Here is a 23,115-nt window from a genome sequence, read left to right on the forward strand (position 1 = left end):
CTTAAATTTAAAAAGGGGTTGGTATTCCTAGTTCGGTACAAAAACTAGCTATTCTAGCATTTATTTGGGTTGTTTCTATTGCTATTTTTTTTATATTTTCAGAAACAATTGTAATATCTATAATGTCTTCGGCTTCAAAGGTATCTACATAACGTGGAATGTTCAGGTTATAATCGTTATCGGCTATCAATTGCAAAGGGACACGCTTGCTGTATTTGCCTTCTTCTAAACGATGGCGGTAGGTTGAAACGATTTTATCAATGTGTTCTTCTTTCAATACGTTTTGAGTTTTTACCTTTTCAAAATGCTGGCTGGCATCTATGAACAAAACATCCTCTGGTTGTTCCTTGCATTTCTTGAACACCATAATGCAGGTTGGTATGCTAGTTCCGTAAAAGATATTGCTTGGCAATCCAATCACCGCATCGAGATAGTTACGGTTTTCTATCAAATACCTGCGAATATGCTGTTCCGCACCACCACGAAACAAAGCACCGTGTGGCAATACAATTGCCATAGTTCCGTTCTCGGCAAGATGGTAAATCATATGTTGCACAAAGGCGAAATCAGCTTTGCTACTAGGTGCTAATTTTCCGTATTGGGAAAATCTGTCATCACTTGTGAACAATGGATTAGCACTCCATTGAGCTGAAAATGGTGGATTGGCGACAATGGCTTCAAATTGTTTTTCAAGGTGCTGAGGATGCTCTAAAGTATCTTCTTGCTTGATGTCGAACTTGCGGTAATGTACCCCGTGCAAAATCATATTCATACGGGCTAAGTTGTAGGTGGTACGGTTCATTTCTTGACCATAAAAATCACCTACTTCTTTAACTTCTTTCGCCACACGAAGCAACAATGAACCAGAACCACAAGTAGGGTCATATACAGATTTCAATTTGTCTTTGCCTGTTGTAACTAACTTCGCCAGTATCATACTCACCTCTTGTGGGGTATAAAATTCCCCTGCTTTTTTACCAGCACCGCTGGCAAACTGCCCAATCAAATATTCATACGCATCACCTAAAACATCCAGCTCCGAGTTTTCTAACTTGAAATCAATTTTATCTAAGTGCGATAAGACTTTAGAGATAATTTCGTTTCTGGCTTCTGGAGTTTTCCCGAGCTTGGTGCTGTTCAAATCCATATCCTCAAACAGGTTATCAAAATCCTCTTCGCTATCCGTACCCATCGTACTCAGTTGAATGTTGGTCAGGATTTTTTGTAGGTCTTCCAGTATAAAGTTGCTAATACCTACCACATCACTATTCCCACGTTTAGCGACCTCGCTAAACAACTCGTCAGGTTTCAAGAAATACCCTAGTTTTTCTAAAGCTTCTTCCTTCACCGCTTCAATGATTTCGGCATTGTGGATGTCGGATGTTTTCAGGTCACGAAAATGAAGTTTATCTTGTTTCAAGATGCCATTGGCAAAGATTTCCATCTTTTCCGCTAGGTATTTGTAAAAAATAAACCCCAAGATGTAATCACGGAATTCATCGGCATTCATTTTGCCACGCAAGGTGTTGGCTATATTCCAAAGCTGTTGTTCGAGCTGTTTCTTCTGGTCTTCTGACATTTTATTTGTGCTAAATTAAGTGATGGCTAATTTACATTTTTTAAGATTAATCTTGGTATTTATTGACAGGAAGTTAAGCTGGTTCTTCACTAATTATTTCGATTAAATTTTTCAACACCAAATCAGTAACTTCTAAACTATCGTAACCTTCAACATCCTGTTCGTTTCTTGTTTCAATGATATACTTTACTAAATCCCCAAAGACAACTTCTTCTTCTTCAAAGAAATCTGTAAAATAGGAACTGTCTTGTATGTCAAAACCTATGTCTTCTATAACATCTAATAGATTAACATTTTCATTTATGTTAATTTTATAATCAGGCAATAGAAAAGGTGCTGGCTTATGTCCATCATTCTCCAAAATATATTTCAATAATTCAACAACTTCTTTGGATTTTGTTGAGCTATTGTTTTCTGATTCTTCTATTTGGATAATTTGGATTAAATTATTCAGAAGCACATTAGTAATCTCAACGCTATTATAATTCTCGCTTTTTTGCTCCTTTCTTAATTCAATTATATAATTTATTAAATCTCCAAAAATGACTTGTTCCGCATCAAAGTATTCGGTAAAAAAGGGAGCATCATATAAACCAAATTCAGCATATTCAAGAATATCACTTATGTTAACCATACCATCTAAATCAAAAGTAAGTTCAAAATGTGAAGGTGGTTGCGGTTTATGATTGTTATTATTTGCCAATTGATTTACTAAATTCTCAACTATTGAATTAGTTTTATCTGGTTCTTTAGCCAAAATCCCTTCTTTCATTTGTGATTCTGAATCGTTTGTCATAAGGTGGTGTATCTTCTTATTACTCTGTAGAACTTCTGTGACAATTAACAAGTCCCTTTCCATTTCATTTAAAAACGCCTCATCAATTAAATCAGCACTGTTTAACGATTCTTCAAGGGATTCAATAGGAGTGCCTTTATTATGACTTAAAAGGAAGCTTTCGTTTTTCAACATTAATTCTATTGGTTTTAAAGCTTCAATGCCTTCTTTAATCAAATTTAGCCTTTCTGTATTACTTAGTTTAACTCTTCCTTCACTATATTCAATTGAAGACACTTCTTCAATAGCCTCTTTTTTTTCCGACTTTCCAGCATTAAGAAACTCCACCAGTTTAGCTTCATCCACTTTCATTTCGTGTCCAGAAGACCAACTAGAACCGTCAACTGTGTGACCAAACTGAGTAGTTTCAAAGAATTTATACGTATTAAGTTTGTTTAACATCGACCTAATTCCAGCATATTTCATCCCGAAATGTTCTGCTAGAGTTCTATTGGTCATTTTACAGCTTAGTCCGCTTTTCTGCCATCCTATTATATAGGATATGAATAGTTTTTGAGTTGAACTAAGTCTTGGTGTGGCTAGTAAATCATTGTTTACCATCACAAATGGTTGTATATTTTTCATAACGTTTATTTTTTTGATTTTTTTTTTAATGAAGTACTATGCTACTTTTTTTGATGGTATTAAACTCGCCAGCAATTCAGCTCGTTTGTAATATCGCCTGTTACCTATACCATAAGCGGTAATTTTTCCTTTGTTTGTCCAACGCCACAACGTTGTGCTATCGATTTTAAGAAATTCAAAGGCTTGTTCTCTTGTTAATAGCTCATCAGGAGTATTAACAGCAAAGTCTTTTTTGAAGTCATCTAATTGACCTTTCACACCCTTACTTATTAGCTCTGCCAATTGTTCAGGTGTTGTTTGAATAAATTGAATGTTATTTTCCATTTCCTTTTTTCCTTTAAAAATTAAACATACTTATCCCGCTCCAAGAATGTATTTTTTTTCTTGAACATACATAATTATATGTAAATGGGAATCTAATCAATACAACTTTCAAGGCCTTAAAAGTTGGTAGGAATAACGTTCTCGAGTTTGTTACTTTCTACATTACAAATGTCGGAAATAAAAAAAAGATAGGCAATAGGGCATTATAGTTACCCTAGTTGGCAAGTAGGGCAATAAGAGTTAAATTGCTAACAATCAAACAATTGTGAAAAACCAACTCATAGTATTTAGTTTTTCGCAAAAATTTAACTAAAATTTAACATATTATTGTTATTTTATATGTATAAATCTATACATTAATTTAAAATAATATAAGAAAAAAGCTTCTTTTATTTTGTAAAAAAGCGAGCAAATGACCAGTTTTCAATTTTAGTCAAAATATTTGAAGGTTTCCAAGGCTAAATCTTCACTACTTTTACCAATATAGGTAAGAAACATCTTCTCGGTGGTGTGACCAGTAATGTTTTTCAATAGCGATGTAGGTATTTTGCCATAGTGTATGGTTGCAAAGGTTTGTCTTCCTATATGTGAAGTAACCAAATCACATTTTCTATACATATCATCAACTTTTCTAAATATTCCGCTCTTTGGTGCTGTTTCAATATGCTTGCTGCCTTTTATCTTATAGGTTAGTTCGGCTATCTCACAAACGGTTTTAATAAAATCATTGTATTTCTGGTCAGAAATAGCATAAGGAAACATTCCATTTCTTTTGTTGAGTATCTCTATAACTTTTGGGTGTACTGGTATGGTCATAATTTTACCTGTCTTCTTTTGGGTAAACTCAATCAGGTTTTTGCCTTTTTCAACACGTATCATTTCTTTAGTGAAACGCATAAAGTCAGATACTCGTTGTCCAGTGTAGCAACTAATAATTAACCAGTCTTTTGCATTTTCTAAACTGTCAGTCAATTTAGCTTTCTCAATCTGTTCTATTTTTTGCAATTCATCCGTTGTTAAGTATATCTTTTCAACTTTAGACTGGTCTAATCGTAAACTATCTAATTGAGGACTTGTTTCTATTCCCATAAATCTTGCGTGCCTGCAAACAGTCTTAATAAATGTAAGTTCACGTTGCATCGTGTTTTGAGCATACTTTTTTGTTTTATAGAAGCTTACAAATTCATTTTTAAAGCTGTCGTTTACATCCTTTATTAATATAGGCTTTCTTCTTAAAATTTCCAGTTCTTCAATCTTCTGTTTAATAGTCCTAAACTTTTGAACTGAGGTGTCCTTTAATTCGTGTTTACGGTATTCAATGTAAAAATCAAGGTATTTGGTCAGCTCCTTTGGCAATGCTTCCGCTTGAAGAGGTGGGTTATAATAGTAGTCTATTTGTGTTTGCAACCATCCTTTATTTATCTCGTTAGGATTGGCAAGATTAAAGGCATTTAAGATATGGTTCTCTATTTTATTTAATTCGGTGTTAACACGGGTTTTTTCATTAGTAATCCCAATATCTTTTGAATTTTTTTTATGTAGTTTGCTCCAATACTGTTTTGACACTTCAAACTTGGTGTTTGCACCATAAACAAAATCTTTGTCATCAAAACGATATAATAAACGTAGATGTAAATTCGATTTTTCCTTCGTTGAACGGTATAAAAAATTGATGGTTGCCATAATTTGTAATTTACAATAAAACAAATATACAAAATTTGTACGGCATTTGTACGATTAAATGTAAATTGTTGCATTATACTGAAAATTACAGCAAAATTAAAAATATTTGTTAAGTTCTGTTATTATTGCAGTTATAAACTATTTTTGAGTAAAAATTAGGTTTTAGTTTGTGGTATGTTTGCAGTATAAGCAGTCCCTTCCTCTCTGCTGAAACAAAAAAATGCTTCCCTTTCAGGAAGCATTTTTCTGTTTCATAATAAATTGAATTCTATCGGTCTGCAACAAAAAAAATCACGTTAAAAACGTGATTTTTTTGAAGTGTATTTCAAATTTTATTTCCCTTTGTTGGCCTCGTTAATGTATTTTTCCAACGCCATAGTCATTGAGGGTGTTTCTGGAGTAGGAGCAAGAATGTCAATTCGTAAACCGCGTTCTAATGCTTCTTTTTGAGTCGTGCTTCCAAATACCGCAATTCTAGTATTGTTTTGTTCAAAACCAGGGAAATTCATAAATAATGATTTTATTCCAGTTGGACTAAAGAACGCCAAAATATCATAATAAACATCGGCCAAATCAGACAAATCACTCATTACGGTTTTGTAAAAAATGGCTTGAGTCCAATCTACTTTAAGATTGTTTAGCGTAAGAGGTGCATCCGCATTCAACTGATCAGAAGCAGGCAACAAAAACTTTTCGTCCTTGTATTTTTTTATTAAGGGAGACATGTCGGCAAAATCTTTCTGACCCACATAGATTTTACGTTTTCTATACACCACATATTTTTGAAGATAAAAAGCGACTGCTTCTGATTGGCAAAAATATTTCAATCCTTCCGGTACTTTGTAGCGCATTTCTTCTGCCACTCTAAAGAAGTGGTCAACGGAATTTTTACTCGTTAAGATGATTGCAGTGTAGTTGTGAAGGTCGATTTTCTGGAGTCTGACGTCTTTCGCATTTACTCCTTCCACATGTATGAACGGTCTGAAATCAACTTTTACTTTATGCTTTTGTTGTAGCTCAAAATACGGGGAATTCTCTACTTTAGGCTCTGGTTGTGACACCAAAATTGTTTTCACTTTCATATTTGATAATTTCTAATATGCTAACTTTTTGTAAACCAATAATACATAAAATAGTAAGGTGCTATTTCAAGTGCGCAAAGATACAAAATAAAATAAAACAACTTGCCAAATATTAAATTTTGATAATTTTTTAATGATTGAGCGTAGGTTATTACGTATGTGACCAGAATAATGGGGATAATCGTTAAAATTATACTTTTCGTTAAAATATTGGTGTAAAATAAAATAATGTCAGCGGGAAGAATCAGTAAGCCAATATAAGTTCTGTAACTTACTTTGGCTAAATTGAACTGTTCCATGAATTCTTCAATCTTGAATGAAGTGGAAATAATTTTTTCAATCAAGTATTTTGAAAAGATAAATACGAAAAGTAATGTGGTTATTTGGATAAAAACAATCCAATCGGTCTTCGAGGCATAGCCGAAATAATGGAGTGTTAATTGAATGAAAAAGGCCAAAGAAATTAACTGTACGATAAATAGGGCGATTGTAAACCCGCTCAATAAATTGCTACTATCCCTATAAATTTTAATGTATTTGTCAGAAATAATTAATTTTAGAAAATCACTGAAACGTGCCTCAAAAACAGATTTTGTGAGTGCGATTAATGCAAACGCAAGTATAAATAAAAGAGTTGCCCAGTCTCTGTTTTCTACAATTCGGGGATGAAATATGGTCTCAATCATAACGGATACAAAATTACTAAATAAATATGGGATTCATTGTCTTGTTTTTTATTGTTTTTATGTTTGGTTGCGAATATTTGAATTATTTCTTTGTTAGTGCTTTATTACAAAAAAAATCTGTTTTATTATAAAATTATTAAGACGCAACTGCTTTAAAAAGATTATTTTTGCTTGAAATTTTAACAAAAAATGAGCGACTGCATCGTCATAATTCCTACCTATAACGAAATTGAAAACATCGAAAGCATTGTTAGAACGGTACTTTCGTTGCATAAACCTTTTGATATTCTGATTGTTGATGACAATTCTCCGGATCATACGGCCGATAGGGTAAAAACACTTCAGCAAGAATTTGAGGGCAGGCTATTTCTTGAAAAGAGAGAAAAGAAATCAGGTTTAGGAACCGCTTATGTTCATGGTTTTAAATGGGCTTTAGCTCGAAAATACCAATATATTTTTGAAATGGACGCTGATTTTTCACACAACCCTAACGATCTGGAAAAACTATACGATACTTGTCACTTTGGCATTGCCGATATGGCTATTGGTTCAAGATACGTGACCGGGGTGAATGTGGTTAACTGGCCGTTAAACAGAGTATTGATGTCTTATTTTGCTTCCGTTTATGTTAGAATAATTACCGGAATGAAAATTCATGATGCTACCGCAGGGTTTGTTTGTTATAACAGATCAGTTTTGGAAGGCATCAATATTGATAAAATTAGGTTTATTGGATATGCTTTCCAAATTGAGATGAAATACAGAGCCTATGCCAAAAATTTCCAAATTATTGAAGTCCCAATAATATTTACCGACCGAACAAAAGGACAGTCAAAAATGAGCAATTCCATTATTAAAGAAGCTGTTTTTGGCGTAATATCTTTAAAAGTCAGAAAATTATTTAGTCAATTATAGAACCAGTCTTTTTACATTTAAAAAGTAAAGAATTAATGAATCGGATTTTAATAAAGAATGCCAAAATAGTAAACGAAGGAACCATTTTTGAAGGTGATGTTTTGATTGAAGATGAATTCATTGTTGAAATTGCGGAATCTATCAGTGCAAAATCGGCCGCTACAAAAATCATTGATGCTGAAGGGAACTACTTGATGCCTGGTGCAATTGATGATCAGGTTCATTTTAGAGAGCCAGGATTAACTCATAAAGGTGATATTGCTTCAGAATCGAAAGCCGCCATAGCGGGTGGTATTACTTCCTTTATTGAACAACCCAATACGATTCCTAATGCAGTAACCCAAGAAATATTAGAAGCAAAATACCAGATTGCCTCGGTCAAATCTTACGCGAATTATTCGTTCATGATGGGCGCAACCAATGATAATTTAGATGAAGTTCTAAAAACAGATCCAAAGAATGTTGCTGGGATAAAAATATTTTTGGGGTCGTCTACTGGTAATATGTTGGTGGACAATGAGGCGGTTTTGGAAAAGATATTTTCAAGTACCCCCATGTTGATTGCCGTACACTGTGAGGATGAGACTACAATTCAAAACAATTTGGAAAAATACAAAGCGGAATATGGCGATGATATTCCCGTTACAATGCACCATTTGATCCGCAGTGAAGAGGCGTGTTACATTTCTTCATCAAAAGCAATTGCCTTGGCAAAGAAGACAGGCGCCCGTTTGCATGTTTTCCATCTATCTACGGCTAAGGAAATGGATTTGTTGACCAATAAAATTCCGTTAGAGGAGAAAAAAATCACCGCTGAAGTTTGTATTCATCATTTGTGGTTTACAAATGAAGATTATAAAACCAAAGGTAATTTAATCAAATGGAATCCTGCGGTTAAAACTGAAAACGACAGGAAAGTGCTTTGGGAAGCATTGAATGATGGGAGAATAGATGTTGTGGCAACAGATCATGCACCACATACTTTAGAAGAAAAAAAGCAGCCTTACCTGAAAGCGCCGTCTGGCGGACCGCTAGTGCAGCATGCCGTTGTGGCAATGTTTGAAGCATATCATCAAGGTAAAATTTCGATTGAAAAAATTGCGGAAAAAATGGCTCATAATCCGGCCAAAATTTTTAAAATTGAAAAGCGAGGTTTTGTAAAAGTTGGATTTTATGCTGATTTGGTTATTGTAAATTCGGGATTGCCTTGGAGTGTAAAAAAAGAAAATATTTTAGCTAAATGTGGCTGGTCTCCTTTTGAAGGTTTTACTTTTAAGTCTAGAATCACGCATACTTTCGTCAACGGCCAATTGGTGTATAATAATTTCAAAGTAAAAGAAATTCCCCAAGGGAAAAGATTACTTTTTAATCGATAACTTTTTTGAAAATTAATTAAAAATTGAAATTTCATGATTCTAAATTTCAATTGAAAATATTGAATACGAAAATAATTAGTACACGTATTAAGTCACCACCAACAGCAAGTTTGTTGCAAACAAATGAAATTCTCCGAACCCCGATTAAAAAATAAAATTCGGAGAAGTAAACGCTAATAAATGAAAAGGTGATAAAATACATGAACGCTACCAAATAAATTCACCTATATGAAAACAGGTTTAGCCCTTTTAAGTTTTTTATTTTTACTGACAAGCTGTAAAGATACCGGAATCAGTAAGCCTAAAAATCTTATCGAAGAAGATAAAATGGTTGACATTATTTATGACTTGGCACTTTTAGAAGGAATAAAAGTACACAATCCCGCAAATTTACAAAACGTAAATTCGAATGAATTTGTTTGTAAAAAATATAAAATAGACAGTCTGCAATTTGTAAAAAGCACACAGTTTTACGCATCTGATATTTCAAATTACAAAAAAATGTATGAAGAAGTGGGTAAAAGAATAGAAAAAAATAAAAGTTATCTGGATTCTATAGAGAGTAAAGCGAATAAAAAATGAGGTTTTGACTCGAATAACGGATCATGATTGGCGTGTTATAAAAGATCATTTTTTCCAATAGGTGCCAATCTCAATACAATATTCCTCGATATCTTGAAATTTATAGTTTAAGGCGGTTTTTACCTTTTCATTTGAAATAGAATCGAATATGTGTAACGAGCGTGCTATAGATTTGCTGAGTTTTATTTTTCTCCATAAAATAGTGGATACAATCCAATCGATTCTCCATAAAATTTCTGTCACCCATGGTTTTACATAAATTGACGGGGGTCTTACTTTTAAAGCATTTGCAATTGCATTCAATACGTTTTCAAAAGAAATAGTTTTTGTAACCGCAATAAATCGTTCTCCTACAATCTCACTTTTCATCAATTGAGTCATGATTTTCACGACATCATTCACGACAATAAATCCGGTTGCTCCTTTAGTGTAAAAAGATAGTCCGTTTTTTACTTTGGTAAAAATCAATCCGCTTCCATTTTTCCAAAAACCTGGACCCAGAATGACTCCTGGATTTATGATAACAACCTGCAAGCCTTCTTGTTGTCCCCTCCAAATTTCCATTTCGGCTCCATATTTAGAGATGGCATAATCGCTGTGAAATTTCTCCGGATTCCATTCTGTTTCCTCCGTAAAGATATTCTCATGTTCTTTTAGATTCCCAAGAGCGGCTATGGAACTGACGTGACACAGTTTTTTTATGTGATAATCCAAACAAAAATTCACCACATTTGCAGTTCCTTCAATGTTTGTTTTGCGGAGTAGTTTTTCGTCATTGGGATCAAAAGAAACCAAAGCGGCGCAATGATAAACGGAATCAATGTTTTGAAAAGCAATTTCCAATGAAGGAATTTCAGTAATATCAGCTTGAACCCATTCAATTTTATCAAAGAGATATTCTTTATCATAAAGAGTGAATAGAGATTTCGTTTTGTCAATTGCAGTAGGGTTTCTATAAATAGCACGAACACTTTCGTTATTTTCTAACAAATGCAGCACTAAATGCGAACCCAATAAACCTGTTGCCCCTGTTACTAAAACCATGATGCGAAATTACGAATTATGAATTACGAATTACGAATTATTTTTTCATTTAACCGAATAAACAAATTATCTCACGAGCAATTCATTGCCAACTGACAAGTAAATCAACATTAAATTTTATCTTTGCGCAAATTAGCATATAAAATGAAGAATATTATCGCAGAATTGCAATGGCGTGGTTTGGTTCACGACATTATGCCTGGAACGGAAGAACAATTGCTTAAAGAAATGACAGCAACTTATATAGGATTTGATCCCACTTCAGATTCTTTGCATATTGGGAGTTTGGTTCCAATAATTCTATTGGTTCACTTGGGTCATTTTGGACATAAACCCATTGCATTAGTTGGAGGGGCAACAGGAATGATTGGTGATCCCTCAGGAAAATCCGACGAAAGAAATCTTTTAGACGAGGCAACTTTAAATCATAATGTAGCTGGGATTAAAAAGGTTTTATCGCGATTTTTAGATTTTAATTCAACGGAAAAAAATGCCCCGATTCTGGTCAATAATTACGACTGGATGAAAACGTTCACCTTTATCGATTTTGCCCGAGAAGTTGGAAAACGCATTACCGTAAATTATATGATGGCTAAAGATTCTGTTAAGAAACGTTTAACAGGAGATGGAGAGGGAATGTCGTTCACGGAATTCACGTACCAATTAATTCAGGGTTATGATTTTTATCATTTGCACAAACACTACAATTGTTTGCTTCAAATGGGCGGAAGTGATCAGTGGGGAAATATTACAACGGGAACAGAATTGGTTCGTAGAATGAACCATGATGGTGCTAAAGCATATGCCATGACGTGTCCGCTCATTACAAAGGCGGATGGTTCAAAATTCGGAAAATCTGAAGGCGGGAATATTTGGTTGGATGCTGATAAAACTTCGGTGTACAAATTTTACCAATTTTGGTTGAATACTACTGATGTTGATGCAGAGAAATACATTAAAATTTTTACTTTTTTGGATGAAACATTGATTGATTCCTTAATAAAAGAACATCAAGTTGTCCCACATTTACGGATTTTGCAAAGAAAATTAGCCGAAGTAGTAACTGCTTTTGTCCACTCAAAAGAAGATTTAGAAAAAGCAATTGAGGCATCAAATATTTTGTTCGGAAATACCTCGGCAGATGGTTTGAAGCAATTGGATGAAACCACATTTTTGGAAGTTTTTGAGGGTGTCTCTCAAGCAGAAGTTTCTCTAAATGATATTGAAAAAGGCATTGACATTGTCACCGTTTTGAATGAAAAAACAGGTTTTATGAAATCTAATGGAGAAGCAAGACGCGCTTTGACCGCCAATTCTATTTCAGTAAATAAGGAAAAAGTTACTGAAGAATTTATACTTTCTGCCAAGGATTTAATCAATAATCAATTTGTATTGTTGCAAAGTGGAAAAAAGAATTATTTTGTGATTCGAGTGGTTTAGCTTCAATTTTCCCCAGTGAGGCTAAGTGACTACCATCAAATTACAGCCCCGAATATCAGAATTGTCAAAACGTCCCAAGACTTCAAAAGAGTTATTGGGATTTTTTTTACCCAAATCCTGTGTAGCTATAAAAGAACAGGAATTAATGTTGGCCAAATCGATGACATTGATGCCGCCAGTTTTTCCATTTTCTACATAAGCCAACGCATCTTCGGTTTCCCGAATTTGAATTTGCATCCATGGTGGGCATTCAAAAACGCCGTTGCCAAGCGAATAGGCTTGAGACAATAATTCGGTCATTCCATATTCTGAGTGAATGGATGAAACGCCAAAACCATGGCAAAGCAATTCATGCAATTCTTCCCGAATCATTTCTTTGCGTTTGCCTTTCATACCCCCAGTTTCCATGATAATGGTATTTTTTAATTGAAAAGTACTGCTTTCCATTAAATCCAGTAAAGCATAAGTTACACCAATTAAAATAATATTTTTCCCAGCGGAATCTAAAGCGACCAATTTTTCAGTTAAAGCTTCGTGATCGTGAAGGTAAAAGCCGCTTTCGGGTTTGTTCGATTGTTCAATCAAATCTTTCACCATGTAAATTAGTGAGGATCCTTCTCGTTCCAAATAGGAAGGAAGCAAGGCCAGCACGACATAATCTTCGATGTTGCCGTAAAATTGAGCAAATCCTTTACGATAGCTTTCTTCGTATAAAGAGATGTCGGTGACGAGATGTTTACTGGTAATCATGCCCGTGGTGCCACTACTGGTAAAGGTTTCTTGTGTTGGGTTTTTATTAGAGATAACGGCATGACTTTTAAAAAATTGAATGGGCAGAAAAGGGATTTGCCGCAATGATTTTACCTCTTGTTTGTCAACTTTTAAAAGGTTGCAAAATTCATGATATACTCGATTGTTATCGTATTGGAAACGAAACACTTTAAGCGCGATTTTTTCAAATTGCTTTTGACTGGAAATTGTAAATATGTCGGATGCTGTAATCAAGTGTTGTTTTTTTGCAAAAGTAATTAAATAAAAAAAACTCCAACTTTTCAATTGGAGTTTTCTATATGTTAAAGAAAATGAATTATTTGATCACTAATTTTCTTGTCGCAGTTTTTCCTTCTTCAGTGATTTTTAAGATATAAACACCATTGTTCAAGTTAGAAACGTTGATTGCTTGGTTAGAAGCAGTAGTTGTTTTTACTACTTGTTTTCCTAATACGTCAAAAATAGCTACCGATTTAACTTCGTTACTGTTAGATGTAATGAATAAATTTCCGTTAGTTACAGGGTTAGGGTAAACGCTTAATCCTGAGATTGAGTTTTGTTTAACACCTAGAGAAGTACCTGTAAAAGTAACATTGTCTATTCTCCATGTTCCACCAGCACTATAGGTTGATGTTGCTCCAACGGCTACATAATCACTTCCTGCAGGATCAAAAATTGAAACAAGTCTTATGGCTAATTTTGCATTGTTATCAGCACTTGCAGGCAAAGTAATTGAGATAGGTGCTGTAGGGAATGCGTTTACAAGAGCGCCAGCATTATTGCCAAGAACGATCCAATTTGTTCCGTCAACAGTATATTGATATTGTTGCCATTTAGAAGCTGTATTTGAAGATCTTGGGTCAAAACTAACTGAAATACCTGAGAAATTTGCAGTGCTTACTGCGAATTGAAATCCAGCAGTTCCTGAAGCAGTAGCTGCTAATGGGAATGTTTTTACGCTATATGCTTTTCCGGTACTAGGATTACCAGCAGGCATTAAGCCAGCGGTAAGGTTGTCTTCAACGCCACCAACAAGTGAGAAAGTTCCGCTTCCCGTTGTTGGAAGTTGAGCTTTAGCAGGATCAGCATCATCGAAATTCCATTGTGAAATTGTTGTTTGGGCATTTGCAGTGAACGCAACTGCCACTAATAATAATGTGTAAAGTTTTTTCATTTTCATTTTTTTTTAATATTTAGTTTTCAAAGATAGGAAGTATTTTTCTTTGTAAATGCCAATTAATGTAAAAAAATCATCAAATTTATGATTTTAACTATTTTATTATCAATTTTCGAGTGGCAGTGGCTTCGCCCTCTCTAATTTTTATGATATAAACTCCAGAAGAGATACTGGCAATGTTCAATTCTTTTGTATAAAGAATTGTCTGTAGTACTTTTTTCCCTAGGACATCAAATATGGTAACTTCCTTGTCTCCTGCCGATTTTGAAGTAATATAAATTTTACCATTGCTTACGGGATTCGGATAAAAACTCAGTCCATCGATGGAAGTATCTTGCGTTTTAGATTGTTGTTTACTATCTTGGGCTGAAACGCTCCAAGAAAAGAAACAAAATAGCACAACAAGAATATGAAAGTAGTTTTTTAACATGGCAAATTATATATAGTAAAGGTATGAAATTATTTCAAATAGTATGCCACAAAAAAGCACCTCTTTTTTAAGAGGTGCTTAGTAATTATTCCTGTTGTACTTAAAACTATTTAATCAAACTAGCTCCACTTACGGTTGCCCATCCACCAGCTTTTAATGAAGCCCCAATAGTAGTTGTAGTTGTTGCAAAATTTCCAACTGGGAAATTAACTAGAATGCTTGAAGTTGCTCCTACAGGTGTAATTTGTGAAGTTGAAGAGATGGTCACATTAGTTAATTTTATTTTTGATCCATTAACTTGATTGGTATTTGTTGTAGCATCTTGAATTTTTACAGCAGCTCCTTTGTAAACAGTCGTCCCTTCAGTATAATCTCCATATCCTGAGATAATGATATTACTATAATCTCCATTTCCTTCTTTTTTGAATTGGAAAGCATCAACTTGTATATCACCAGCAACTTCTGGCGTACATCCGGCTTCTCTTTTTAAAGTGATATTAGTTATTTTTGGAAAGAAAGAATTATTGTTGTTAGAACATTCAATTTCCATTCCGTAATTTCCTTTACCCGTTTGGTAAGCATACCAGTTAGCGTTGTTTTGACCTTGCCATCCATCTTGCCAGTCAAAAGCATCATCATAGTTACCATAAGAAATGGCATTTGTCATACTTACAGTTCCTCCAAAAAATTCATAACCGTCATCAGCACCTTTGTACGAAACCAAGTGGTCTAATGTTGTTCCTGAACCTACGGAATAAAATGTAAATCCATTATTTTCTTTTGTACCATCAGCTAATTTTGCTCCAGCATATTCAACTCTGGCATAGTTCAATGAACCTCCGTTGTGAGTAGCATTTGTTCCTCCATATGGCAATGCGTTTCCATCTTCTGAAGTGGAAGTAGTCACGCCTCCAATTGCTTTTATTGGAGCATCACCATACATGATGATTCCTCCCCAAGAACCCGGAGTTGCAGATGCTTCTGTAAATACAACTGGTTTGTCAGCAGTACCGTTAATGTTTAATTTTCCTCCGTTTAAAACTACTAATGCATTATCTCCAGTAGTTTTGTTTGCAGTAATTGTAGAACCTGCATCGAATGTTACTGTTACTCCAGAAGCAACTTTAACAATACCTTTTAAAGTGTAATTTCCGTATGCAAAAGTTTGATTTGCAGTTATTGTACCTGTAATTTCTCCCGTTGCCGCTGGTGTTGCCACAATTGGATCGTCATTACTAGTGCAAGAATTTAGAAATAACCCAGTAGCAAGTGCCAATGTAAAAAATGTAGTTTTCATAGTTTATTGTATTATTTGTTGTTTTTTATTTTGTCAAAAGTATAGGATAGCCTGATAAAGGGTGTTAGCTGAATATTACAATACGGTTACTAAAAAAACACTAAAATGTGAAGCGAATGTTAAGTGTGTTATGGGAGTTTTAAGCATGAAAAAAGCCCTAAATAAATAGAGCTTTTGATTTTAAACATTGATATATGTTAAAAGGTATATCCTAAGTTTATTGAGAATCCTCTTCCTTTTTTATAACTGTTTGTTATGGTCGAATTTTCAGCTATAATTGAAGTTCCATTATTTCCTTGTTCGGATTTGTGTATTGGATCAAGTAGGTTGTCAGCACTGAATTTTAAATCAAGATGATCTGATAATTTGCTGCTCCAAATGAAATCCAACTGTTGAACCGGTAGTTCATAAATATGATCCAGTCCCCCTGTTCCCACGGCATAAATTCTTTTTCCAAATACAGAATAAACTAATGAAACCGTGTTGCTCCAAGATTCGCTTAAGTCAAATTGGTATTTTAAATCAGAATTGATCAGCCATTTTGAAGCTCCTTGTAATTCTCTGTTTTTAAAGGTTTCGATTGATGTGGTCACATTGCCTTCGCTGTCAGTCGTAGTTGGCTTCACATCAACTTTCGTGTGCATTAATGAAGTGTTAAATCCAAAAGAAAAATCAGATAAACTTTTGTCAATTCTTGCAAAATCGAATAGGAGTTCAATTTCAGCTCCATATAAAACCGCATTGTCTGAATTTAAATAAGTGGTAATTGTTGAATTCGCAGCATTAGAGATGAATGTTCTTTCTATAGGCTGATCTATTTTTTTACCGAACAATCCAAGTACAAAAATTTCTTTTGCTGTTGGGAATAATTCATATTTTAAATCAACATTGTAGTTGCTGCTATTTTTTAAAAATGGATTTCCTTTTGTTGAAGTTCCATCAGCATTGATATACTCAATAGGATATGATTCCATTACTACCGGTCTTGTATATGTTTTTCCAGTGGCAAAACGCAGATTCGAATTTTCATTCAAACCGTATTTTACATTTAAAGCGGGTAAAACATACAAGTTGTCATATTTTAAAGTTTTAAATGGATCTGAGAAAGAACCTTGAGTTCTGTATTTTGTTTCTCTCATGGTGTTTTCTAAACGAATTCCACCATTTAATTCCCATTTTTCTCCAAGCTTGTAAAGCAAGTTAGCATAACCTGCATTGGCAGTTTCCTTTAGTTTTGCTTGATATGTAGCATTGGAGCTTTCTCTAAAACTAATGGCATTTGAAGCTAAATAACCATTTAATTTCGTATCCAATGAATTTAACGGTGCTGTAAAACTGTTTGGAGCACTATTGTTTACGGGTGTTATAAAACGATAGGATGAGGTCATGTTAGACCTATTTCCATTGTATCCTGCCGTGAAAATATTATTTTTTTCAGTTTTACCAAATTTCAAACTGTATTCTCCTAATCCTGAGAAATAAGAATCACCAGAAATATCCAAATACTGTTTGATGAAATTATTTCCGGCAACAGAAACTAAAATATCGTCTGTTCCTGATCTTGTTCCTGAAAAGAATTTTCTGTCCGGTTGCGCATACTTAGTAATCGCATAGGAAACTGCCGCTTTTATATTTTGACTTTTATCTTCATTCAATGCATATTCGCCCAATAACTGGTTGTTTATATAATTAGATTCGTCTAATTGATTGGTTCTTATTAAAGTATTATTGTTGCTTGAGTTTGAATCTGCTACACCAAATTGATCTTTAACTAAATTTTCAGTAGTTCTGATGAAAAGTGTATTGTAAGAAAGTTTCAGTCTCTCTGTAGTATAATTTAATCCTACTAAAGAAGACAGTGATGTTTTATATCGGTATTCCGTATTGTCGAAGTTGTTTCTGTAAGTGAAGCCAGAAGGATTGTTAGTAAAAGTTCTTTCCACTCCGTTTCTAATCGAATAATTGTTGTCAAAATTGATAGAAAGTAAATAAGAGAAAGTCTTATTGCTCTTTAGGTTGAATTTTTCCGAATGCAACAAACCAAGACTCGAATTTAATGGAGTGCCAATTTGAGAAACATCAAACCCACTTTTGAATGATTTTAAAGATTCATCAGCAGTAAAGGTATGACTTGAAGGGGTATTACCTATGGATTCTGGAAGGTTTCGGTCATTTCCGGTCAAGCCAAAGAACCCTTTTGTGGAATTTGCGTCTTTGGCAATTAAAAAGTTTTCTAAATTGTTGTTTACGGTATAACCAACCCCAATGTTTAGTTTAGTGATGCTTTTTGAACCCTTTGAGGTTTGAATATTGAAAGTTCCTCCGGCAAAATCTCCATAAATGTTTGGGTTAAAGGTTTTGTATACTTCAATAACCCCAACAATATCGGTAGAAAATAAATCTAACGGAATGATTTTTTTGAAAGGATTGTTAGTTGGTGCAGCTAAATCATTTATCAATAAGTTGTTGTATCGGTCCTCCAGTCCGCGTACAAACAAACCTCTCGAGCCTACTTTTGTAATTCCGGTGATTTTTGTAAGTCCTTCCTCGACATCACTAACTCCTTTACGAGACATTTCTTGTGCTCCGATACTTTGTTTAATAACAACTGCATTTTTTTGGTCAAGCAATAAGGCAGTTTCCTTTTCTCTATTTCTAGAAGTTTTTATAACAATCTCTTTTAAGTTATAACTTGCAGAAACTAATTTTTCATTAATAACCGTCGTTTCTCCTTCTTTTACCGTCACCAATACCTCGGTAGATTCATATCCAGGTAGGCTAAACTGAACGATGTAATTCCCTGGTAAAACGTTAAGCAAATACTTGCCTTCAGCATCCGTATTCGTGCTGATGTTGGTTCCCTTTATTAATACGACTGCCGATGGTAAGGCTATATTATTGAAATCTTTATCTGTTAAAATTCCAGTAATTGTTCCTTGGTTTCGAGAAAAAGAACTAGTCGTAATCAATAATGCTATAAACAATATTCTAAAATTCATTTTATTGGGGTTTTTATTTTATGCAAAATTAGACCCAATTTGTAAAGTAAAAGTTAGTCGATTATTACCATTTAGTTTCGGGAATATTAAGAAACCGTTAACACATTAAATTTATGTAAACACGTTTTAAAGTAGTAGTTTTATATTTACATTTACATTCGAAAACAAATTTCGTTTGCTATTATGAAGAAGAAAGACATTAAGATTTTGTTAGTGGATGATGAGCCAGATATTCTAGAAATAGTGGGTTATAATCTTTCTCAAGAAGGTTATCAAATTAGTACTGCCATAAACGGTAAAGATGCAATTGTAAAAGCAAAAAAGGAATTGCCACATCTTATAATTATGGATGTCATGATGCCGGAAATGGATGGAATGGAAGCTTGCGAAAACATCAGAAAAATACCGGAATTGAGCCATGTTATCATCACTTTTCTTACCGCAAGAAGTGAGGATTATTCGCAAGTGGCCGGTTTTGACGCTGGTGCAGATGATTATATTGCCAAGCCCATTAAGCCAAAATTATTGGTCAGTAAAGTCAAAGCCCTATTGCGTCGATTTAAAGAAGAAGAAAGCAAACACTCAGAAACATTAAATGTTGGTGGTATTGAAATTAATCGGGAAGAATATAGAATTGTAAAAGATGCTGTCGAAATTGTCTTGCCAAGAAAGGAATTTGAACTCTTTTATTTGCTTGCGTCCAAACCGGGTAAAGTTTTTAAACGAGACGAAATCTTGGATAAGGTATGGGGGAGTGAGGTTATTGTTGGAGGAAGAACCATAGACGTCCATATCAGAAAATTACGCGAAAAAATAGGAGAAGATTTATTTAAAACCATAAAAGGCGTTGGATATAAGTTTGAGATATAAATGGTGATAAAATTTAAAAAAACATATGAGTTTGCAATTAGGTCAGCGCTGTATATTGCCCTTTTTTCAACTGGGTTAGTGGGACTTTTGACATCTGTATTCTTTGTGTTTTCCCCTTTATTTTGTTTAGTTTTTGCCATTTTAACAGCCATCTTCACTTTTTTCGTTGTACAATATCGCGTAGAACATTTTATATATAAAAAAGTAAAGAAAATCTACGATGACGTTTCTCTTTTAGAATCAAGCACTTTTAGGAACCAGCCCATAACGACCGACATGGCAACACTTACGCGCGAAGTGAAAAAATTTGCCACGGATAAAAAGCTTGAAATAGAAACCTTAAAAATCCGAGAAGAATACCGAAGAGAATTTTTAGGGAACGTTTCCCATGAACTTAAAACCCCCCTCTTTACGGTTCAGGGCTACCTTTCAACCTTATTGGATGGGGCGATGAATGATAAAAGCATCCGAAAAAAATATTTGGAACGTGCCGAAAAAGGAGTAGAGCGACTCATTTATATCGTGCAGGATTTGGATATGATTTCCAAACTCGAAATTGGTGTATTGCATTTGGAAGTTGCCCCGTTCGACATTGTAAAACTCATTCAAAGCGTGTTCGATTTGCTCGAGTTGAAAGCTTCAAAGAAAGACATTCTCCTGATGTTTGATATGAAATATAACAAACCCATAATGGTTATAGGAGATCAGGAAAAAATACGGCAAGTGTTAATCAATCTCATTGTAAATTCTATCAAATATGGTATTAACGAAGGTTCGACCGAATTAAGCATCGAGGACTTAACCGAGGATAAAGTGCTAATTCGAATCACGGATAATGGGGAAGGTATTGAGAAGCAAAATATATCGCGACTTTTTGAACGTTTTTATAGGGTTGATAAAAGCGGTGCCAGGACCGAAGGCGGGTCTGGATTAGGTTTGTCCATTGTAAAACATATTATTGAAGCTCATAATGAGAAAATTTATGTAGAAAGTCGATTTGGTTTTGGATCTGAATTTTCTTTTACACTAGAGAAAGCTCAAAAAAAAATGGATGAAAAGGCTTTGTAAAGAAATCTATTTTGCAAATCTTCTTTTCGTTTCTCTTTGAGTGAATACTTTTGTAAGTAACTGATAGTTATATATTTGTGTTTTTTAGTAACAATTTCTTAACATTAGGTTTTTAATAACTTAATGTCAAATCTGCTATTAAATAAATTGCTCTATTTATCTTTGCCTAACAAAACACAACTATATTTATAATGAAAAAAACGATCTTATTCTTCTTGTTATTAATTGCCTATATTGGTAGGGCGCAAACAGTTAGCATTGATTCCTTAAAAGAATCGGTTGACGAACATTCTATGAAATTTGCTGGATTAGATGAAAGACTTTCGGGTATGGAAAGTGATCTTGCTAAATTGACAAAAATTAAATTTTCGGGTTACCTTCAAGCGCAATATGAAATGTATAATTATCAAGATAATATAGGACCTGGACCTTCAACAACTGCTGTGCCAATAAAGAACTCGTTTTATATTAGAAGAGCTCGCATAAAATTATCGTATGAACCTACTACAGGAGCAGTTTTTGTTATTCAGCCAGATTATGCATTTGATAAAGTGACTTTAAGGGATGCCTATGTTCAGTTAAATGACCGTTGGTTGCAAACTTTTAAATTATTTATGGGGCAATTTAATAGAACAAGTTATGAAGTAGAGTTTTCATCCCGTTCCAGAGAATTGTTAGAACGAAGCAGAATGTCTGGAATTCTATATCCTCAAGAAAGAGATTTAGGGGCAAAAATCGAGGCGGATTTACAGACAAAGTATGAAATACCGTTTAAATTTCAATTAGCTGTTTTTAATGGGAACTATGGCGTAGGGTCTTTGACAAATGATTTAAGGGATGTCGACAATAAAAAAGACGTCATGTTGAGAGGGGTTTATTCTTTTGCATTTCCTTCAAAAGGGTTGGGAATAGATATTGGTGCTCATGCCTATTTAGGGAATACGACAGTTTTACAGGCAGGAACTTTTAGTGATGCAAACAATAAAGACTTTACTGCAAAAATAGGTGATAGTTTTCAAAAAAGATGGTTTGGAGGAGAGATGAGAGTATACTATGATTTTCTTGGGGGAATGTCTTTAAAAGGAGAGTATATTTCTGGAGCAATTTCAGGTGAGAAAGGCACAACAATTTTGCCGGTTGCAAATAGTAATCCTAGTTTTAATTTCAATGGCATTCGGGATTTTACAGGTTTTTATGCAACTTGGGTTAAAAATATTGGGAAAAGCAATCAAATAGCCGTTCGATATGATAGTTGGGATCCTAACAGACATTTATCTGGAAACGAGGTGACTATTAAGGAAGATTTGAAATATGACAGTTGGGCTTTTTCATGGCAATATTTTTATGACGATAATGTAAAAATTGTTGCGGGATACAGTTTGCCAATTAACGAGTCCAGTACAAAAGTTGGCGGAAATTTTACTAAAGACGTTTTAGATAATACTTTTACAATTAGAATTCAAGCAGGATTTTAATTTTCAATTAATCAATAAATCAATTCAAAATGAAAAACACAAAATTAAAAGTAGCATCATTTTTATTAGTTATAATGACTATTGGATTATCTTTTACATCATTAAATAAAATTACAGTAAAAGGGTCGGACACCATGGTTATTTTATCCCAAAAATGGGCTGAAGTATATATGCAGAAAAATCCGGGAACAACCATTCAAGTTACGGGAGGCGGTTCAGGAGTAGGTATTGCAGCATTAATCAATGGTTCAACGGATATTGCAAATTCAAGTCGTCCGATGAAAGCCTCTGAAGTGGAAAAATTAAAAGCAAGATACAGTACTTTAGGGGTTGAAATTCCTTGTGCAAAAGACGGACTCTCTGTTTATCTTAACAAAGCAAATGGTGTTTCTGAACTTACCATTAAACAAATTGGATTAATATTCGCAGGAAAAATAACGAACTGGAAAGAAGTGGGTGGAGTTGATGCAGGAATCAGATTGTATGGAAGAGAAAGCAGTTCAGGAACTTTCGGATTCTTTAAAGACAATGTTGTAAAAACAGATTATGCTCCAAGTTGTCAAACTTTACCAGGGACTGCCGCAATTGTAAATGCAGTTAAGAAAGATAAGTTTGCTATTGGTTATGGTGGTGCTGCTTATGCAGAAGGGGTTAAAGATTGTAAAGTTAAAAAAGACGATAAAACACCGGGGGTTTATCCAACGGCCGAAACAATTAAAAATAGAACGTATCCAATTTCCAGATACTTGTATATGTATTTAAAATCAAGACCAACTGGAGAAACAAAAGCTTTTGTAGATTGGATTTTAAGCCCAGAAGGACAAAAAGTTATTGAGGGGGTGGGTTATTTCCCAGTGAAATAATTAATATATTTTAGTATGCCAAAGCCTCTTTATT

At 34.2% G+C, this 23,115-nt stretch carries 20 protein-coding genes; 8 read left to right on the forward strand and 12 right to left on the reverse strand.

Annotation, left to right across the window (positions count from 1 at the left end; translation table 11 throughout):
* Positions 1-7 precede the first annotated feature (7 nt).
* From DB895_RS06385 to DB895_RS06410, 6 genes are all read right to left on the reverse strand, one after another.
* Complete coding sequence (locus DB895_RS06385; RefSeq protein WP_116724533.1) at positions 8-1,579, reverse strand: type I restriction-modification system subunit M; 1,572 nt, start codon at positions 1,577-1,579, stop codon at positions 8-10.
* 73 nt (positions 1,580-1,652) lie between these two features.
* Positions 1,653-2,999: a hypothetical protein gene (locus DB895_RS06390; protein WP_133242651.1), complete on the reverse strand. Its 1,347-nt coding sequence runs from the start codon at positions 2,997-2,999 to the stop codon at positions 1,653-1,655.
* 36 nt (positions 3,000-3,035) lie between these two features.
* Positions 3,036-3,323: a helix-turn-helix domain-containing protein gene (locus DB895_RS06395; protein WP_116724535.1), complete on the reverse strand. Its 288-nt coding sequence runs from the start codon at positions 3,321-3,323 to the stop codon at positions 3,036-3,038.
* A 429-nt stretch (positions 3,324-3,752) separates the two neighbouring features.
* Positions 3,753-5,006, reverse strand: coding sequence for a tyrosine-type recombinase/integrase (locus tag DB895_RS06400; protein WP_116724536.1), 1,254 nt, complete (start codon positions 5,004-5,006; stop codon positions 3,753-3,755).
* Positions 5,007-5,338: 332 nt separating this feature from the next.
* The gene (locus DB895_RS06405) at positions 5,339-6,088 is read right to left on the reverse strand and encodes a uroporphyrinogen-III synthase (RefSeq protein WP_116724537.1); all 750 of its coding nucleotides are present in this window, start codon (positions 6,086-6,088) and stop codon (positions 5,339-5,341) included.
* A gap of 20 nt (positions 6,089-6,108) precedes the next feature.
* A complete protein-coding gene (locus tag DB895_RS06410; RefSeq protein WP_116724538.1) occupies positions 6,109-6,774 on the reverse strand; it encodes a DUF4271 domain-containing protein in 666 nt (221 codons plus the stop codon).
* A gap of 189 nt (positions 6,775-6,963) precedes the next feature.
* Here DB895_RS06410 and DB895_RS06415 point away from each other — a divergent pair, with 189 nt between their 5' ends.
* From DB895_RS06415 to DB895_RS06425, 3 genes are all read left to right on the forward strand, one after another.
* Positions 6,964-7,689: a polyprenol monophosphomannose synthase gene (locus tag DB895_RS06415; RefSeq protein WP_116724539.1), complete on the forward strand. Its 726-nt coding sequence runs from the start codon at positions 6,964-6,966 to the stop codon at positions 7,687-7,689.
* Between the two features lie 35 nt (positions 7,690-7,724).
* Positions 7,725-9,065, forward strand: coding sequence for a dihydroorotase (locus DB895_RS06420; protein WP_116724540.1), 1,341 nt, complete (start codon positions 7,725-7,727; stop codon positions 9,063-9,065).
* Positions 9,066-9,293: 228 nt separating this feature from the next.
* Positions 9,294-9,647 carry a DUF4296 domain-containing protein gene (locus DB895_RS06425; protein ID WP_116724541.1) on the forward strand — a complete coding sequence of 118 codons (354 nt, stop codon included), beginning with the start codon at positions 9,294-9,296 and terminating at the stop codon, positions 9,645-9,647.
* 45 nt (positions 9,648-9,692) lie between these two features.
* Here the strand turns inward: DB895_RS06425 and DB895_RS06430 are convergent, their stop codons facing one another.
* Entirely contained in the window at positions 9,693-10,691 is a 999-nt protein-coding gene (locus tag DB895_RS06430; protein WP_116724542.1) for an NAD-dependent epimerase/dehydratase family protein, read from the reverse strand.
* A gap of 144 nt (positions 10,692-10,835) precedes the next feature.
* Between DB895_RS06430 and tyrS the strand changes: the two genes are divergently transcribed.
* Positions 10,836-12,131, forward strand: a complete 1,296-nt coding sequence (tyrS, locus tag DB895_RS06435; RefSeq protein ID WP_116724543.1) for a tyrosine--tRNA ligase — start codon at positions 10,836-10,838, stop codon at positions 12,129-12,131.
* Between the two features lie 21 nt (positions 12,132-12,152).
* Here the strand turns inward: tyrS and DB895_RS06440 are convergent, their stop codons facing one another.
* The 5 genes from DB895_RS06440 to DB895_RS06460 all read right to left on the reverse strand — a co-directional run bounded on the left by DB895_RS06440 (position 12,153) and on the right by DB895_RS06460 (position 18,805).
* The gene (locus DB895_RS06440) at positions 12,153-13,160 is read right to left on the reverse strand and encodes a LuxE/PaaK family acyltransferase (protein ID WP_116724628.1); all 1,008 of its coding nucleotides are present in this window, start codon (positions 13,158-13,160) and stop codon (positions 12,153-12,155) included.
* Between the two features lie 58 nt (positions 13,161-13,218).
* Positions 13,219-14,076 (reverse strand): T9SS type A sorting domain-containing protein, encoded by an 858-nt coding sequence (locus tag DB895_RS06445; RefSeq protein WP_166426940.1) that lies wholly within the window; start codon positions 14,074-14,076, stop codon positions 13,219-13,221.
* Between the two features lie 97 nt (positions 14,077-14,173).
* Entirely contained in the window at positions 14,174-14,509 is a 336-nt protein-coding gene (locus tag DB895_RS06450) for a T9SS type A sorting domain-containing protein (RefSeq protein ID WP_116724545.1), read from the reverse strand.
* Between the two features lie 106 nt (positions 14,510-14,615).
* Positions 14,616-15,806 carry a hypothetical protein gene (locus DB895_RS06455; protein ID WP_116724546.1) on the reverse strand — a complete coding sequence of 397 codons (1,191 nt, stop codon included), beginning with the start codon at positions 15,804-15,806 and terminating at the stop codon, positions 14,616-14,618.
* Between the two features lie 197 nt (positions 15,807-16,003).
* Entirely contained in the window at positions 16,004-18,805 is a 2,802-nt protein-coding gene (locus tag DB895_RS06460) for a TonB-dependent receptor (RefSeq protein ID WP_116724547.1), read from the reverse strand.
* A 183-nt stretch (positions 18,806-18,988) separates the two neighbouring features.
* Between DB895_RS06460 and DB895_RS06465 the strand changes: the two genes are divergently transcribed.
* The 4 genes from DB895_RS06465 (at position 18,989) to DB895_RS06480 (ending at position 23,081) form a co-directional block, all read left to right on the forward strand.
* Positions 18,989-19,675, forward strand: a complete 687-nt coding sequence (locus DB895_RS06465; protein WP_116724548.1) for a response regulator transcription factor — start codon at positions 18,989-18,991, stop codon at positions 19,673-19,675.
* Positions 19,676-20,743, forward strand: coding sequence for a sensor histidine kinase (locus tag DB895_RS06470; protein WP_116724549.1), 1,068 nt, complete (start codon positions 19,676-19,678; stop codon positions 20,741-20,743). It begins immediately after the preceding gene.
* 191 nt (positions 20,744-20,934) lie between these two features.
* A complete protein-coding gene (locus DB895_RS06475; protein WP_116724550.1) occupies positions 20,935-22,218 on the forward strand; it encodes a porin family protein in 1,284 nt (427 codons plus the stop codon).
* A gap of 29 nt (positions 22,219-22,247) precedes the next feature.
* Positions 22,248-23,081, forward strand: coding sequence for a phosphate ABC transporter substrate-binding protein (locus DB895_RS06480; RefSeq protein WP_116724551.1), 834 nt, complete (start codon positions 22,248-22,250; stop codon positions 23,079-23,081).
* Positions 23,082-23,115: the final 34 nt, after the last annotated feature.

This window comes from Flavobacterium psychrotolerans, assembly GCF_003097635.1.
GTDB classification, from domain to species: domain Bacteria; phylum Bacteroidota; class Bacteroidia; order Flavobacteriales; family Flavobacteriaceae; genus Flavobacterium; species Flavobacterium psychrotolerans.